The organism is Streptomyces sp. S.PB5, assembly GCF_030403745.1.
Lineage (GTDB): Bacteria > Actinomycetota > Actinomycetes > Streptomycetales > Streptomycetaceae > Streptomyces.
Map to the genome: position 1 here is coordinate 49,020 of NZ_JAQMWP010000033.1, position 15,739 is coordinate 64,758.

Here is a 15,739-nt window from a genome sequence, read left to right on the forward strand (position 1 = left end):
GGTCATCCGTGTCGTCTCGTGCTCGGCCTGTGCTCGCCCTCGGCGAGGGCGCGCATCCGCTTCCGGTAGGTGACCGCGTCGATCCGTCCGCGCAACCGCTGCCTCACCAGCCGGCGCTCGGCGTCCTCGAGCACGGCGCCATGCCGCCGGCGTCGGGGCCGCAGCGCGTGACGGCTCCCCGTCGACGTCGGCAGACGGGCCGTGTCGTACAAGGCTCCGGCCAGGATGAGCAGGAGAAGCACGAGTGCTACGGCAACCATGACGACGGCTCCCATGAACGAGGTTCCGTCACCGGCGGTGCATGGTCTCCAGCGCTGCCGCCAGGACGTGCGGATCGTGGTGGCCCTTGTGGACGGGCGGCGGCTGCTTGTCGAGGCCGAGGAGCCCGGCCACTGCGGTCCAGGCGGTGCGTACGGAGTACTCGACGGTGAAGACGACGTCGTCGGGCACCTCCGCGAACTGGCCGATGAAGGCGAGGTTGACCGACCCCTCGGGCACGACCCTGGGCCGGTCATGGCGGCGGCGGGCGAGGAACTGGCTGGTGATGTAGGGCATCACACAGGGCACGACGGTGGAGGTCGCGAGGACACGGGCCGCCGTCGGCTCGTCGAAGCGCAGATGGTGCAGGACCTCTTCGAGGATCTCCCGGCCGGAGCACATGGTCATCGGCTTGGGCGTGTGGTTGCCCGCGCGGCCGGGGAACAGCCCGTAGCCCCACCAGACCGAGACCCCTTCGGGCTGGTCGCGGAAGACGGGCTGGCGCGGGGCGACGAGGGTGAGCAGCCAGTTGGACCCGGTGAAGGTCATCAGCCCGCCCCGGCCGGTCTCCCGGCCGCTGAACTTCTCCAGCGCGTCCAGGAAGACCGGGTCCTCGGCGGTGACCGTGAACGACTCCCAGCGCGACTCCTTGACGTGCTTGTCGAAGACGGACGGGTCGCCGAAGTTCTCGCGGCCCCGGGCCAGCCGGTGCCACAGCAGCCAGGCGTCCGAACGCTGCGGCGCGGGCGGCGGCGCGGCGGTGTGCGAGCCGAGGCTGGAGGCGTCGGTCATGGAGCCGTTGGTGACCAGGACCAGGTCCGCCGGGGTGACCGTGATCTTCTCCTCGCGTCCGCCTCGGATCAGATGAAGGGACTGCACCGTGCCGCTGCGCACTCCCGGCGCGAACCCCAGGTCGGTGACATGACAGCCGGTGTGGACGGTGACACCGCGCTCCCGCAGCCAGGCCGTCAGCGGCCGCACGATCGAGTCGTACTGGTTGTAGCGGGTCCGGTGGACGCCCGACATGTCGGCGAACCCGGGCAAGAGGTGCAGGAAACGCCTCAGGTAGCGCCGGAACTCGATGGCGCTGTGCCAGGGCTGGAAGGCGAACGTGGTGCACCACAAGAACCAGAAGTTCGTGGTGAAGAAGTGCTCGCCGAAGCAGTCCGTGATCCGCTTGCCGTCCAGGTTCCCCTCCGGGGTCGCCAGGCAGCGCACCAGCTCCAGCCGGTCGCGCTCGGAGAACCCCATCGAGCGGGTGTCGACGATCTTCCCGTCGCCGTCGACCAGCCGGGCGACGTCGTCCCAGGCGAACTCCTCCTGCCCGGCCAGGATCTCCTGGGTCACGGTCACCGAAGGGTCGTCCAGGGTGGGAATCCCGGACAACAGGTCGTACGTGCAGCGGAACTCGGCCTCGAACATCCGCATGCCGCGCATGCTGTAGCCGGCCTCCGCCGAACCGTCCGCGTCCAGGCTGCCTCCGATGGTCCGCTGCTCCTCGAAGAGGTGGATGTCCGCTCCGTCGAAGCCGCCGTCGCGGATCAGGAACGCGGCCGCGGCGAGCGCCGCGATCCCGCTGCCCACCAGGTACGCCTGTGCCATCACACAACTCCTTGTTCTCGCCCGTCGACCGGGAACCACATGAACCACGGTTCCTGGTCAGGCCGGTGCGGTCAGTGGGCCATTGGTCACCCGCCAGGTCCGGACGGCCCGGTGGAGCCGTCGCCGAGTGTCACCCGGCCGGCCTGCCACCACGCCACGGCGGGGCGACCGACCGGTGGCCGTCGTCCCAGGCGTGGGCGGCCTTGTCGGTCTGCCGACGGATCCGGTCCTGGAGCCGGTCGACGAGCTCCGGGCCCGTGGCCCCCTCGGCGAGGGCCACGACCTGCTGACGGCCCATCCGCAGCTCGGCCGTGGCCGACCAGGCGATTCCGGCGTGGTGGGCGTCGGCCCGCACGATGCGCACTTCGCCGGTGACCGTCGGCAGCCCCGGCCGGCCGACGACGGCGTCGATCTTCGTACGTGCGTAGGCAAGGGTGTCCTCGTCCACGGTTCCCTCGCTGCGCAGGCGGACCGTGGGGGGCTGCTGTGTCCGGTCACTGGTCATACGGATCGCTCCTCAGGAGAGAACGCCGAAGCGGCGCGGTCGGGGAAGGAAGCCGCATCACGGGGTGCGGCGGTCTTCTGTGTACCAGGGGACGCCCCGACTTTCGGCGCTGTGCCGCCGCATGGGACGAAGAGGGGACCAACGGCCCTGCGGATACGGGCACATGGGCCCAACGGCCATGCCGGCGACAGGGCCCGACGGCCGCCGGGCCCCTCGGACCTCGTGGGGGACCTGTGGCCGCTCACGGGGTCCGTTCCGACGCGCAAGGATCGTTGACGGATCAGCCGTTCCCCGCGATCGCGGGGAGCACCGCGATGTCCGGCACCCGGGTCAGCGGCGTGCAGCCCCCGGGGACGCGGTCGGGTCCTCGGCGGCGAGAGGGATGCACCAGCACAGACGGGTGCCGCCTTCGCGACCGCCGGTCAGTTCGAGTGTGCCGCCGAGCTTCTCCGCACGGCGGCGCAGGTTGGTCAGGCCGCTGCTGCGCGTGACGGACGGGTCGACGCCGCAGCCGTCGTCGACGACCTCCAGGAGCAGTTCGTCGCCGGCGCGGACGGCGACGCGGACGGTGGAGGCGCGGGCGTGCCGCGCGACGTTGGACAGGGCTTCGCGCAGCGCGGCGAGCAGGTGGGCGGCCGTCTCGTCGGGCAGGGCCGCGTCGACAGGGCCGTGGAACTCGACCGCGGGAGCGAAACCGAGCCGGTCCTGTGCGGCGGTGGTCTCGTCGAGCACCTGGGCGCGCAGGCTGGCCGCCCTCTGGGCCGGCTGGTTGAGGTTGAAGATGGTGCCGCGCAACTCCCGGATGGTGGCGTCCAGTTCATCGATGACCGTGTGGATGCGGGAGGGGGTGTCGGGGCGGGTGAGGCGGGCGGTGATGCTCTGCAGGGCGAGGCCCGCGCCGAAGACCCGCTGGATGACCATGTCGTGCAGGTCCCGGGCGATGCGCTCGCGCTCGGCCATCACCTCACGGTCGGCGCGGGCGGCGACCAACTCGGCCTGTGCCGCGAGCTGGTGGGTGATGTCCCGGGCGACGGTGGCGAAGCCGATGAGCGTGCCCTCAGGGTCGCGCATCGGCGAGACCGTGACGGCGACATCGACTTCGCTGCCGTCGGCACGGCGCCAGCGGCTCTGGTAGGAGTCGGCATGCCCATGGGCCCGGATCTGCTCCGCGACCGTCCGGAAGACGTCGAAGGCGGCCTCGGGCATGAGCAGGCCGATGCCCTGGTCGAGCACATGCTCCTGGTGATGGCCGAACAGCCGCTGTGCGCCCGGGTTCCAGGTCTGGACGGCGAGGGCCGGGCTCACCGAGATCATGGCGTCGTCGGACGAGGCCACGATGGCCGCGAGCCGGGCTTCGGCGCGCCGGGCCGTCTCCAGCTCGGTGTGCAGGGCGATCAGACCGCGGTTGGTGTCGTCCAGCTCCTGGCTCAGCTCGTCCACCAGCCGTGCGCGGCGCTCGAGTTCGGCCTGCTGCTCGGTCGGGCCGGCCGTGCCTTCGGTGGTGCGGGGACTGTCCACGTCCTCCATGCCCGGCTGCCCTTCGCCCGATGACGGGAACCGGCTCATCATGCCATCCCGCGGCCGTCACGGACCACGAGGACCGTGGCGTCGTCGGTGGACCGCCCGTACTCGCGCTGCAGTACGGCGGCGATGACGGCCGGATGCCGTTCCAACAGGCGCGGAAACCCCTCCAGTTGCCATCCGGAGCGGATTCCGTCGGAGACCAGCACGAGCGTGGCTCCCGGCCCCCACGGGCAGTGCTGCAGGCGGACGGTGGGCAGGGGGAGCTGGGTGCCCAGGGTGCCGGGGCGGTCCAGCAGATGCGTGGAGCGGCCGCCGGTGAAGACCCGACCGGTGATGTTGCCCACCGCCGCATGGACGAGTTCGCCGCGGTCGGGGTCGATCAGACAGGCGCCCAGGACACCGCCGCGCGTGCCACGCATGGCCTCGTGGGCGTGCCGGACGAGCAGACCGAGGTCGGTGACGGGAACCTGCCGCCGGAAAGCGGTGATCGCGGCCCGGGCCGCCGCGGCGGCGCCCGGGCCGTGACCGAGGCCGTCGACGACCAGGGCGGCCGCCCGCCGGTCCGGCATGACGGCCCAGGAGTCACCGGATTCGCCCTCCCCGCCGAAGGGCACGTTGACGGCGCCGTAGTGCCAGCCCCCCGGCGGGGACGGCGCGACGGGGCCCAGTGAGGCGTAGACGACCGTGCCCTCCAGCGTCGAGTACCAGTCGAACTCCGCGGCGTGCCGGCGCACGACGTTCAGTCCCGCGCTCAGGCCGCTTCCGCGATACGGGGACGGAGCGATGGGGCTGGGCGGGGCGAGAGCCGCGGCGGTCATCCCCGGGCCCCGGTCGACGGAGATCAGCTCGATGCCCTCGCCGGTCCTGCGGGCCAGGACGTAGCCGCCGGGCTCGGCGTGCCGCAGCAGATTCGTGCCCAGTTCGGTGGCGACCAGCTCGGCCACTCCCGCGCGCAGCGCGTGCTGCCCGGCGGCCATCCTCGCCACCGCCCGGCGCAGGGCACCGACGTCCTCCTCGGCGGCGATCACATGGCGGCGGTGCTCGCTCCCGCCCGGTGCGATCTCCATGTCACCGCTGCCATTTCACGATCACCACGGTCGTGCCCGACCCGGCGGCGGAGGTGAGCGTGAGATCGTCCACCAGCCTTCGGGCCCCCGGCAGGCCCAGCCCCATGCTGCCGCGGGTGCTGAAGCCGTCCGTCATGGCCGCGTCGATGTCGTCGATGCCCGGGCCGTCGTCGGCGAACGTGGCCCGTACTCCTCGGCGCCCGTCCTTGTAGACCCGTTCGATGCTGATCCGGCCGCGGCCGTCGGTGGCGTAGTTGAGGATGTTGCGGGCCAGCTCACTGCCGGCCGTGATCAGCTTGGTCGCGTCCACCAGATTGAGTCCCACGGCCTCGGCCTGCGCGCGCAGCACCTTGCGTACCCGGATGAGGTCGGACTCGTGGACGATGTCGAAGACGTCCGGGTCCCGGTCCGTCGCGGCATCGGCGGTCACCGTGGGTCCGCACCGGCGTCGTGGCGCCGCAGCCGCTGCAGCAGCGCCAGCCCCTGCTCGGCGTTGAGCGCGGTGTCGAGATGGCCCATGGGAACGCCGAGTTCGACCAGGGTGATCGCCACTGCCGGCTGGATGCCCACGATCGCGGCCTGCGCCCCCAGCAGCCGGACCATCGCCACGATCCGGGCCAGCACCCGGGCGATGAAGGAGTCGACCACGCTCAACCGGCTGACGTCGATGAGCATGCCCGAGGCGCCCGAGCGTGCGATCTCCCGGGTGAGCTGTTCCTCGATCTGGATCACCGTGGTGTCGTCGAGGTCGCCCTGCAGCGCCACCAGCAGCGTGTCGCCGATCCGCATGACCGGAACCACGTCGTCACTCACCGCGTCCTCCGGCGGACAGCGCGCGGGTCGCCGAGGCCGCGGTCCCGGCCCGTTCGGCCAGGACCGCGAGCGCCAACTGCAGTGCGTCCTGGAGGGTGTTGCGGGAGCGCAGGCGTCCCATGTCGATGCCCAGATGCACCATGGACTGGGCGGTCTCCGGCCGCACCCCGCTCATGATGCTCACCGTGCCCATCAGCGCCGCCGCCTGCACCGTCTTGAGCAGATGCTGGGCGACCTGGGTGTCGATGGTGGGCACCCCGCTGATGTCCAGGATCGCCACCTCCGCCTGGGTCTGCGCGATCTTCTCCAGCAGGCCCTCGGTCAGCCGGGTCGCCCGCAGTGTGTCCAGCGTGCCGATGATCGGCAGGGCCAGCACCTTGTCCCACACCTGGATCACCGGCGTGGACAGTTCCAGGATCTCGTCCCGCTGCCGCTGCAGCCGCTGTTCGGTCTCCCGGCGTTCGGTGACGTCCCGGATCGCCGCCGCGACCAGGGTGCCCTCGGAGGTGTCCAGCGGGCTCAGACTGATCTCGATCGGGAACTCCGTGCCGTTCCGGCGCATCCCGGACAGCTGCAGCCCCACCCCCATGGGCCGCAGACGGGGATCGGCGAGGAACCCGTTGCGGTGCCCGATGTGCCGGTCGCGGAACCGAGGCGGCACCAGCACCTCGATCTCCCGGCCCACCAGATCCGCGCGCTCGAAGCCGAACAGCGTCTCCGTCTGCCGGTTGACCAGCACGATCCGCCCGTCGGAGCCCACGATCACCATGGCGTCGGGGGCCGACTCCAGCAGACCGTGGAACAGTGACTCGGCGCGCGCGCTCTCCGTCGCGTCCTTGAGGACCTCCACGAAGCCGGTCACCGTACCGTCCTCGCCGTGCACCGGTGTCAGGACGGTGTGCGCCAGGAAGCGTTCGCCTCCCTTGCGGACCCGCCAGCCCTGGAACTCCCGTCGGCCGTCGCGGCGGACCGCGTCCAGTTCCTGTTCCACCAGGCCCGCCTCGCGGTCCTCCGCGGTGCGCAGCAACGCCAGGGGCTGCCCCTCGACCTCGCTCACGGTGTAGCCCGTCATCTCCCGGGCGCTGCGGCTCCAGCGGACCACTTCCCCGCCCGGACCCAGCTTGACGACGGCATGGTCGGTGATCGCGTCCAGCATCTCCTCGACGTCACGCACGTTCCTGTGCTGATCCCGGCCGTCCTGCGGTGGCATCGTCATGCCCGACCCCGCCCCTCACCTCGTCGATCCCCAAGCCGGGCACGCTCGTTGGTGCTGCCCCCAGATCCCGGCGCGGGTGATGCTACCTGCCTCGCGCGCGGTTCACTCGGGCGGTCATGACCACGGAACCCGGGACATCCCGGTCGCTCAGTAGACGGAGGCCGGCCAGGTGGAGGACACGGCGACGATCACGCTGACGTCGAGCAGCACACCGATGCCGAGCCACGGGTCGAACCAGAGGGCCTTGAGGACGAGTCCGCTGGCGGCCGCGACGAGCGCCGCCGTGGGCCACCAGGGACTTCCCGCGAACACCCCGGCGCCGGCGACGGCGTAGACGACGGCCGTGTACCAGGCGAGCGCCAGCGCCCACGCCCTGGCGGGTGCGGCGGGGACATGGGCGGCCGTCAGGGCCCAGGAGTGTCCGGGATCGAAGGGGGACGGCTTGTCGGGCTGTTGCGGCGCCGTCCAGACGCCGGGGTGCAGCAGCCCGTGCAGGATGAGGAACACCCCCACAAGAAGGGCGGTCATGGAAGGCCTCCGGTGCTGGGGTTCGGTGACGTCCTTGTCGGGTCGGAAGGGCGGGCGGGTGATGTCCGGCCGGGCCGGCGGCCGCGCCGGGCCGTGCCCATCACCAGGGTGGCTCCCCGGCCGGCCCCATGAGGAGGGCCGACCGGGGGCCAGGCGCAGGCCGACGGGCCCGGGGCTGTGGGTCAGACCCCGGTCGGGCCGTAGTACGCCGCTCGCATCAGTTCCTGCATGTCGTCGAGCATCGGCATGCGCGGGTTGGCGGGTGCGCACTGGTCCTCGTAGGCGTTGAGCGCCTGCTGGGGCAGGGCCTGGAGGAAGGCGTGCTCGTCGACGTCGAGCGCCTGGAACGAGGGCTCGATGCCCACCGCGTCGCGCAGCCGCTCCACGGCACGGGCCAGCGACTCCACTCCCTCGGCGGGGTGGGCGGCGGGCAGACCGAGCGTGCGGGCGATGTCCTGGAAGCGCTCGGGAGCCCGGTAGGTCTCGTACTTGGGCCAGCCCGTCAGCTTGGTCGGGACGGTGCCGTTGTAGCGGATGACGTGCGGCAGCAGCACCGCGTTGGTGCGGCCGTGCGCGATGCGGAAGGTGGCGCCGAGGGTGTGCGACATGGCGTGGACGATGCCGAGGAAGGCGTTGCCGAAGGCCATGCCGGCGATGGTGCCCGCGTTGTGCATCCTCTCCCGGGCGTCCGGCCTGCGGTCCCGGTCGTTCACCGCCGCCTCGATGTTCTCGAAGATGAGCCTGATCGCGTGCAGCGCCAGGCCGTCGGTGAAGTCGTTGGCGTACACGGAGACATACGCCTCGATGGCGTGGGTGAGCGCGTCGAAGCCGCTGTCCGCGGCCAGCGCTGGCGGCAGCTCGGTGGTGAGCAGCGGGTCGACGATGGCCACGCTGGGGGTCAGGGCGTAGTCGGCCAGGGGGTACTTCTTGCCCGTCGCCGGGTCGGAGATGACGGCGAACGGGGTCACCTCGGCGCCGGTGCCGGAGGTGGTGGGCACGCACACCAGACGGGCCCGCGCACCCGGCACCGGGAAGCGGAAGGCACGCTTGCGGATGTCGGAGAACTTCTGCCGCATGTCGGCGAAGTCCATCTCCCGGCCGGCGGCCTGCTGTTCGTACAGCAGCCACATCACCTTCGCCGCGTCCCTCGGCGAGCCGCCGCCGAGGGCGATGATCGTGTCCGGGCGGAAGTCCCGCATGAGACGGGCGCCGCGCTGCACGGAGGCGATGCTCGGCTCGGGCTCGACGTTGTCGATGACCTGGACGGTGACCGGCTCGGGGCGCCGCTGCAGGACGCGGCCCACCCGGTCGACGAAGCCGAGCCGGGTCATGGTGGCGTCGGTGACGATCGTGACGCGGTGGACGTCCGGCATCGACGACAGATAGCGGATGGCCTGCGGCTCGAAGTAGATCTTCGGCGGGACCTTGAACCACTGCAGGTTGTTGTGGCGGGTCCCGACCCGCTTGACGTTCAGCAGCTGGGCGGCGGAGACGTTGTTGGACACCGACGTGCTGCCCCAGGAGCCGCAGCCCAGCGTCAGCGACGGCAGCAGGCCGTTGTAGATCCCGCCGATGGCGCCTTGCGAGGACGGGGCGTTGACGATGATGCGTACCGTCTTCATCCGCCGGCCGTACGCCTCGGCCAGTGCGGGGTCCTCGGTGTGGATGACGGCGCTGTGCCCCTGGCCGTGGAAGGCGACCATGTCGGCGGCGAGGTCGAAGCCCTGCTGGGTGGAGCCGGCGCGCAGGACGGCCAGCACCGGGCAGAGCTTCTCACGGGTCAACGGCTCGTCCGGGCCCACCCGTTCGGTCTCGACCAGGATGAGCGAGGTGTCGGCGGGTACGGAGAATCCGGCCTGCCCGGCGATCCAGGCGGCGCTCTGCCCGACGGCCGCCGAGTTGACCTTGGGTTCGCATCCCGCGCCCGCCGCGCCGACGGGGAACAGGAAGGATTCCAGCTTCGCCTTCTCCTCGGCGGTCGCCAAGTGCGCGTGCAGCGTACGGAATTCGGCGAGCGCGGCGTCGTAGATCTCGTCGTCCAGGATGACGGCCTGCTCGGAGGCGCAGATCATCCCGTTGTCGAACGACTTGGACAGCACCAGGTCGTTGACGGCCCGGCGCAGCTTGGCGCTCGTGTGGACGTACGCGGGGACGTTGCCGGCGCCGACCCCGAGGGCGGGCTTGCCCGCCGAGTAGGCGGCCTTGACCATGGCGTTGCCCCCGGTGGCGAGGATCAGCGAGACGCCCGGGTGGCGCATGAGAGCGCCGGTGGCCTCGACCGAGGGGTCCTCGATCCACTGGATGCAGTGCTCCGGGGCGCCGGCGGCGACGGCCGCGTCCCGTACGATCCGGGCCGCCCGGGCGCTGCAGTGCTGGGCCGACGGGTGGAAGGCGAACACGACCGGGTTGCGGGTCTTCAGCGCCATCAGCGCCTTGAAGACCGTCGTGGAGGTCGGGTTGGTGACCGGCGTGACGGCGCACACCACACCCACCGGCTCCGCGATCTCGACCATGTCCTCGATGTCGTCGCGGGCGATGACCCCGACGGTCTTCATACGGCCCATGCTGTGCGTGACGTGCTCGCACGCGAACATGTTCTTGGCCGCCTTGTCCTCGAAGACCCCGCGGCCGGTCTCCTCGACCGCGAGGCGGGCCAGGGTGGTGTGCTGGTCCAGCGCCGCGACCGAGGCCTTCTTCACGATGTGGTCGACCTGTTCCTGATCCAGGGCCTCGTAGTCGGCGAGGGCCTTCAGCCCGTGCGTGACCAGGCGGTCCACGGCGATGGCGATGTCCGACGGCGCCTCGGCGGCGGGGGCGGCGGTCGCGGTGTGGTCGTCGTGGCGGGTCATATGGGTGTGCCTCCGTGATCGACAGAGCATCCGTACGGCCGGCGGCCCGTAGGGGAGCGGCGCCGTGAGGGTCCGGCGCCGCTCCACCGGCAGCGTCTCTCCGCCGCCACCGCGGCTCCCAGGTCCTCGTGGGCCCCACCAGGCGTCTGATCGACCCCCTGCAGCCGGGCCGACCGGCCCTCACGGCGGCCACGACCTGCCGCTCCGCACAAGGTCAGGAGAGCGCCGGCCGGTCGGGGAGAGGCTGCTCGGACAGCCCGCCGTCGTCGAGGCGGAACGTCAGGTCGTTCACGACGCCGACCACGCCGTCCACCCGCCAGGCCAGCCGGACGGCGCGGGGAATGTCGCTGCGCCGCTCCACCTGCCCCGTCAGCCTGACCAGGCCGTCCCGGACGGAGACGGCGACCGGGTGGGGCGCCGGGCCCATGGCCGGTGCCAGGACGCCGTCGGCCACGTCCCGGCGGATCTCCTCGTCCGTCCGCAGGAAGACCTGCAGCAGGTCCCGCCGGGTGGCGATGCCGATCAGCCGGTCCTCCTCGTCCACCACGGGAAGCCGGCCGATGCGATGACGTGCCATGACCCGCGCGGCGTCCGGGACGCGCTGTTCGGGGTGCACCGTGATGGCGGGGGACGACATCAGCTCTCCGGCGGTCGTGGCACCGGCCGCCGCGGTCGTGCGGCGGGCGGAGCGGCGCAGCACGGATCCCCGCAGTCTCCTTGCCCGCCCGCCGGCGTGGTGGGCCGCCTGGTGGCGTACGAGATCGGTCCCGGAGATCACGCCGAGCACCTTGTCGTCGTGGTCCACGACGGGCAGCCCGCTGACATGGTGCCGGTCCAGCAGCCGGGCCACGTCCTTGAACGAGGTCTCCGGACGCGCCTGGACGACCTCGCGGGTCATCACCTCGCCTACGGTGCGGGTCATCGCGCCGACTCCCTTCCGTCCTTACCGTCCTCACCGTCCGCGAGGAGCGCCACGGATGCTGCCGTGCCGGATCACCCGCCGACGTGAGGTCCTGTGGGGCGCGGCGTCCGAGAGGTCATCGGGGGCCGGAACGCGCGGGCTGCGTCTGCCATGCGGCCGCTTCGTCCCTTCGGACCGTCCCGGGTCCGGCCCCAGATACCCCTTCAACGTCCCGCACGACAAGCCGCCGGAGCAGGGGCCGAGGGTCCCGGATCCCGGGGACCGAAGCCCCGGCGCGGCTCGCCCTGGTCATGCGGCGCGGCGACGCCACCGTGACCGGCGAGGCCGCCGACGCCCGCCGGTGTCGCCCGTCCGCTCGACGGCCGAGGCCACGGGCCGAACGACTCGGAGGGGCCGTACGGCCGGGAGGTACGGCCGGACGGCCCCTCCCTGTGCCCACGGCGTGCGGCGAAGCTGGAGGAGCGGGGCCTTGGGGAGGAGAAGGTCACGAAGATCCGGCGTCCGTTTGCCCGGCGCACTCCCAGGGCCCGGCCCCGATCCCCGCGACGGGGCCCGAGCGGCCCTGCCGCGGGGGCCGTTCGGCCTCTGCTCCGTGTCCTGAGACGCGGGCGAGGTTGAGGTGACCCGACCGGGAGGCAGGCACAGGGGAGGTCCCATGGACGCGTCCGGCGTGGCGCGCGGCGCGCACGAGCGGTTCGTGACGTCGTCCCGCGTGGCCCCTGGGGTGCGGGATCTGGTGGCCGACTCGTGGCGGCGCAGTGCCACGTCCGGTGTCTTCGCCGACGGCAGTCGCCCACCGCCCCTGAGCAGGGGGCGCGCAGAGCTGGCGGAGTACCGGCGCGCCCATCCGCTGGCCTCGGTGCTGCCCCTGTTCCGGGAACTGCTGGGGAGCGGCGCGGCCGACGACGGGCACGTCTTCGCGGTCGGCGACGCCGACGGCACCCTGCTGTGGGTCGAGGGCGACCCGGCGGCCCTGGGACGGGCCGAGCGGATGCATTTCGTCGAGGGCGCCGTGTGGTCGGAGGCGCAGGCCGGGACGAACGCCCCGGGCACCGCGCTGCAACTGGCGCACGCCGTCCAGATCGTGACCGGTGAGCACTACAGCTCCAGCGTGCACGCCTGGTCGTGCGCGGCGGCCCCGGTCCGGGACCCCGGCACCGGGCGGGTCATCGGCGTCGTCGACCTCTCCGGCGGAGCCACCATCGCCACCCCGCCGGCCCTGGCCGCGGTACGGGCGGCCGCGCTCGCCGCGGAGGCGGAGCTCGCCCGCGCGCTGCCCGCGCCGACCGCCCTGACCGGGCCCGACGGGCGCCCCCTCGACCTGCCACAGGCCTGCGCCGTACGGCTGTCCGCGCTGGCCCGTGACGGCGCCGTGCTGGAGTTCGGCGGTCAGGCGCACCGGCTCAGCCCACGGCACAGCGAGATCGTGGTCGCGCTCGCCCTGGAGAACCGTGGCGTGCACGGTGACCGTCTCGCCGTGGACCTGTCGGAGCGGGAGATACCCGCCTCCACACTGCGCGCCGAGATGACCCGGCTGCGCGCCGTGCTCGGCCCCGCCCTGCTCGGCTCACGGCCGTACGCGCTGCTGCGCCCCGTGCGCACGGACTTCGGCGAGGTGGCCGCCTTGCTCGCCGCAGGGCGGGTGGCCGAGGCGCTGGCCCGTTACCCGGGCCCGCTGCTGCCGCGCTCCGAGGCGCCGGTCGTCGTGGAGCAACGGCGTTCCCTGGAACAGCAGTTGCGTGGCGCCGTCCTCGGTGTCGGCGACATCCGGATGCTCCGCGGCTGGGTGGAGACGGCCTGGGGAGCCGACGACCCCGGCGCGTGGCTGGCGCTCGCCCACCGGCTGCCGGGCGGCTCGGCGCAGCGCGCGGCAGCGGCGGCCCGGGCCCGGGCACTGGACCCCGCTCTGGCCCTGCCGCCACAGGTCGGACGGCATGCAGCGGTATTGCAGCGGGCCCGCTCCTAGCGTGCCGGGCATCACCCGATCGTTGTGAAGGGAGAGGGGACGATCATGAAGTACGAGCCTCCGGGCCGCCTGGGCAGCCCCGTGGACGTCGCTCCCCGGTACGAGAACTTCATCGGCGGGAAGTGGCAGGCGCCCACCACGGGCCAGTACTCGGTCAACCTGTGCCCGGCCACCGCCAAGCCCATCTGCGAGGTCCCCAAGTCCGGTGCCGAGGACATCGAACTCGCCCTGGACGCCGCGCACGCCGCCAAGGACAGGTGGGGCGAGGCGGCCACGGCCGAACGGGCCGCGGTGCTGAACAAGGTCGCCGACGCCATCGACGCCCACCGAGAGGAACTCGCCGTCGCCGAGAGCTGGGAGAACGGCAAGCCGGTCCGCGAGACCCTGGCCGCCGACATCCCCCTCGCCGCCGACCACTTCCGCTACTTCGCGGCCGCGATCCGTGCCGAGGAGAGCTCGATCACCGAGATCGACAAGGAGACCATCGCCTACCACTTCCACGAGCCGCTGGGTGTGGTCGGACAGATCATCCCGTTCAACTTCCCGCTGCTGATGGCCGCGTGGAAGCTCGCGCCCGCGCTCGCCGCAGGCAACGCCACGGTCATCAAGCCGGCCTCCCCGACCCCGTGGTCGATCCTGAAGCTGATGGAGGTCATCGGCGACCACGTCCCGGCAGGCGTCCTCAACGTCGTCAACGGGCCCGGCGCCGAGATCGGCAAGGCGCTCGCCACCAACAAGCGCATCGCCAAGGTCGCCTTCACCGGCGAGACCACCACCGGCCGGCTGATCATGCAGTACGCGTCCCAGAACATCATCCCGGTCACCCTGGAGCTGGGCGGCAAGTCGCCGAACATCTTCTTCAACGACGTGGCCGCCGAGGACGACGACTTCCTCAACAAGGCCGTCGAAGGTCTGGTGCTCTACGCGTTCAACAAGGGCGAGGTCTGCACCTGCCCGTCCCGCGCGCTCATCCAGGAGGACATCTACGAGGAGTTCATGGGTCGTTGCCTGGAGCGGATCCGGGCCATCAGGCAGGGCGACCCCCTCGACACCGCGACCATGGTCGGCCCCCAGGTCTCCCGGCAGCAGGTCGAGAAGATCGCGTCGTACGTCGACATCGGACTCAAGGAAGGCGCCGAGCTGCTCGCCGGCGGGCACCGTCCCACGATCGAGGGGGAGTTCGCGGACGGCTACTTCTACGAGCCGACCGTCCTGAAGGGCCACAACAAGATGCGGGTCTTCCAGGAGGAGATCTTCGGCCCCGTCCTCGCCGTCACCACCTTCAAGGACGAGGCCGAGGCACTGGAGATCGCCAACGACACGCTGTACGGCCTGGGCGCCGGCGTGTGGAGCCGCGACACCAACCGCACCTTCCGGATGGGCCGCGCCATCAAGGCCGGCCGCGTCTGGACCAACTGCTACCACCAGTACCCCGCGGGTGCCGCGTTCGGTGGCTACAAGGTCTCCGGCATCGGCCGCGAGACGCACAAGATGATGCTCGAGCACTACAGCCAGACCAAGAACCTTCTGGTCAGCTACGGCACCAAGCCGCTCGGGCTGTTCTAGCGGAGCTTGTTCCAAGGAGAGCAGAGACATGCCCGCGGAGACCGAGAACGGCAACGCCGGGCGCGTCACCGCAACCGAGGCGGCGCACAGGGCGATAGCGGCCCTGCGCGCCGCGCACGGCGGCCCGGTGATGTTCGTCCAGTCCGGCGGCTGCTGTGACGGCAGCGACCCGATGTGCTTCCCCGGCGGCGAATTCGCGCTGGGCGAGGGCGACATGCTGCTCGGCGTCCTGGACGGCTGCACCTTCCACATCGACGCCGATCTCTACGAGGCGCTCGGCCGCCCCCGCCTCGTCCTGGACGTCGCACCGGGCACACCGGGCGGTTTCTCCCTCGCAGCCGCGGAAGGGCTGCATTTCGTCACCCGGGCCAGGCAGGCCCGGCACAAGGCCAGTTGAGGAGCAGAACATGAAGGCAGCAGTGGTGACCGACTTCGGTAAGCCTCTGGAGATCCAGGAGCTGGCCGTGCCGGAGCCGGGTGCGGGGCAGGTGTTGGTGCGGATGGAGGCGTCGGGTCTGTGTCACACGGACATTCATGCCGCGCATGGTGACTGGCCGGTCAAGCCGCGGCCGCCGTTCGTTCCCGGGCATGAGGGCATCGGCCCGGTCACGGCGGTCGGCGCGGGCGTGGCGGCGGAGCTGGTCGGTAGGCGGGTGGCGATTCCGTGGCTGGGTTCGTCCTGCGGTACCTGCCGCTACTGCGTGTCGGGTTGGGAGACGTTGTGTGAGAGTCAGGTCAACTCCGGCTATTCGGTGGATGGTTGTTACGCGGAGTACGCGGTGGCGGATGCGGGTGCGGTGGTCGAGGTGCCCGAGGGCGTGTCCTCGCTGGACGCGGCGCCTTTGACGTGTGCGGGGGTGACGACGTACAAGGCGATCAAGGTCGCTGGGGTGGTGCCGTCGGAGCGGGTGGCGGTGTTCGGG

Annotated in this window: 15 protein-coding genes; 4 read left to right on the forward strand and 11 right to left on the reverse strand. The window is 71.8% G+C overall.

The annotated features are described in order from the left end of the window. Window positions 1-2: 2 nt before the first annotated feature. The 11 genes from PH203_RS46555 to PH203_RS46605 all read right to left on the reverse strand — a co-directional run bounded on the left by PH203_RS46555 (window position 3) and on the right by PH203_RS46605 (window position 11,284). Window positions 3-260, reverse strand: a complete 258-nt coding sequence (locus PH203_RS46555) for a hypothetical protein (RefSeq protein ID WP_289928735.1) — start codon at window positions 258-260, stop codon at window positions 3-5. A 28-nt stretch (window positions 261-288) separates the two neighbouring features. Beyond that, window positions 289-1,860 (reverse strand): oleate hydratase, encoded by a 1,572-nt coding sequence (locus PH203_RS46560; RefSeq protein ID WP_289928736.1) that lies wholly within the window; start codon window positions 1,858-1,860, stop codon window positions 289-291. 130 nt (window positions 1,861-1,990) lie between these two features. Next, window positions 1,991-2,365: a hypothetical protein gene (locus PH203_RS46565; RefSeq protein ID WP_289928739.1), complete on the reverse strand. Its 375-nt coding sequence runs from the start codon at window positions 2,363-2,365 to the stop codon at window positions 1,991-1,993. 330 nt (window positions 2,366-2,695) lie between these two features. Continuing rightward, window positions 2,696-3,892: a PAS domain-containing sensor histidine kinase gene (locus PH203_RS46570; protein WP_289928740.1), complete on the reverse strand. Its 1,197-nt coding sequence runs from the start codon at window positions 3,890-3,892 to the stop codon at window positions 2,696-2,698. Between the two features lie 38 nt (window positions 3,893-3,930). Then, window positions 3,931-4,956 (reverse strand): SpoIIE family protein phosphatase, encoded by a 1,026-nt coding sequence (locus PH203_RS46575; protein WP_289928741.1) that lies wholly within the window; start codon window positions 4,954-4,956, stop codon window positions 3,931-3,933. Window position 4,957: 1 nt separating this feature from the next. Then, window positions 4,958-5,386 carry an ATP-binding protein gene (locus tag PH203_RS46580; RefSeq protein WP_289928742.1) on the reverse strand — a complete coding sequence of 143 codons (429 nt, stop codon included), beginning with the start codon at window positions 5,384-5,386 and terminating at the stop codon, window positions 4,958-4,960. Beyond that, window positions 5,383-5,769, reverse strand: coding sequence for an STAS domain-containing protein (locus PH203_RS46585; protein WP_289928744.1), 387 nt, complete (start codon window positions 5,767-5,769; stop codon window positions 5,383-5,385). The genes PH203_RS46580 and PH203_RS46585 overlap by 4 nt, the downstream gene beginning before the upstream one ends. Then, window positions 5,762-6,985, reverse strand: coding sequence for a PAS domain S-box protein (locus PH203_RS46590; protein ID WP_289928745.1), 1,224 nt, complete (start codon window positions 6,983-6,985; stop codon window positions 5,762-5,764). The genes PH203_RS46585 and PH203_RS46590 overlap by 8 nt, the downstream gene beginning before the upstream one ends. A 147-nt stretch (window positions 6,986-7,132) precedes the next feature. Further along, on the reverse strand, window positions 7,133-7,513 hold the full coding sequence (locus PH203_RS46595) for a hypothetical protein (protein ID WP_289928746.1): 381 nt from the start codon (window positions 7,511-7,513) through the stop codon (window positions 7,133-7,135). Between the two features lie 182 nt (window positions 7,514-7,695). Beyond that, window positions 7,696-10,362 carry a bifunctional acetaldehyde-CoA/alcohol dehydrogenase gene (gene adhE, locus PH203_RS46600; protein ID WP_289928747.1) on the reverse strand — a complete coding sequence of 889 codons (2,667 nt, stop codon included), beginning with the start codon at window positions 10,360-10,362 and terminating at the stop codon, window positions 7,696-7,698. A 214-nt stretch (window positions 10,363-10,576) separates the two neighbouring features. Then, the gene (locus PH203_RS46605) at window positions 10,577-11,284 is read right to left on the reverse strand and encodes a CBS domain-containing protein (RefSeq protein ID WP_289928748.1); all 708 of its coding nucleotides are present in this window, start codon (window positions 11,282-11,284) and stop codon (window positions 10,577-10,579) included. A gap of 655 nt (window positions 11,285-11,939) precedes the next feature. Between PH203_RS46605 and PH203_RS46610 the strand changes: the two genes are divergently transcribed. The 4 genes from PH203_RS46610 to PH203_RS46625 all read left to right on the forward strand — a co-directional run. Then, entirely contained in the window at window positions 11,940-13,250 is a 1,311-nt protein-coding gene (locus PH203_RS46610) for a GAF domain-containing protein (protein WP_289928750.1), read from the forward strand. 42 nt (window positions 13,251-13,292) lie between these two features. Next, entirely contained in the window at window positions 13,293-14,816 is a 1,524-nt protein-coding gene (locus PH203_RS46615) for an aldehyde dehydrogenase family protein (RefSeq protein ID WP_289928756.1), read from the forward strand. Between the two features lie 28 nt (window positions 14,817-14,844). Next, entirely contained in the window at window positions 14,845-15,213 is a 369-nt protein-coding gene (locus tag PH203_RS46620) for a DUF779 domain-containing protein (RefSeq protein ID WP_289928751.1), read from the forward strand. A gap of 10 nt (window positions 15,214-15,223) precedes the next feature. Beyond that, window positions 15,224-15,739, forward strand: a 516-nt coding sequence (locus PH203_RS46625; protein WP_289928753.1) for an alcohol dehydrogenase catalytic domain-containing protein, incomplete at its 3' end; no start/stop codon positions are given.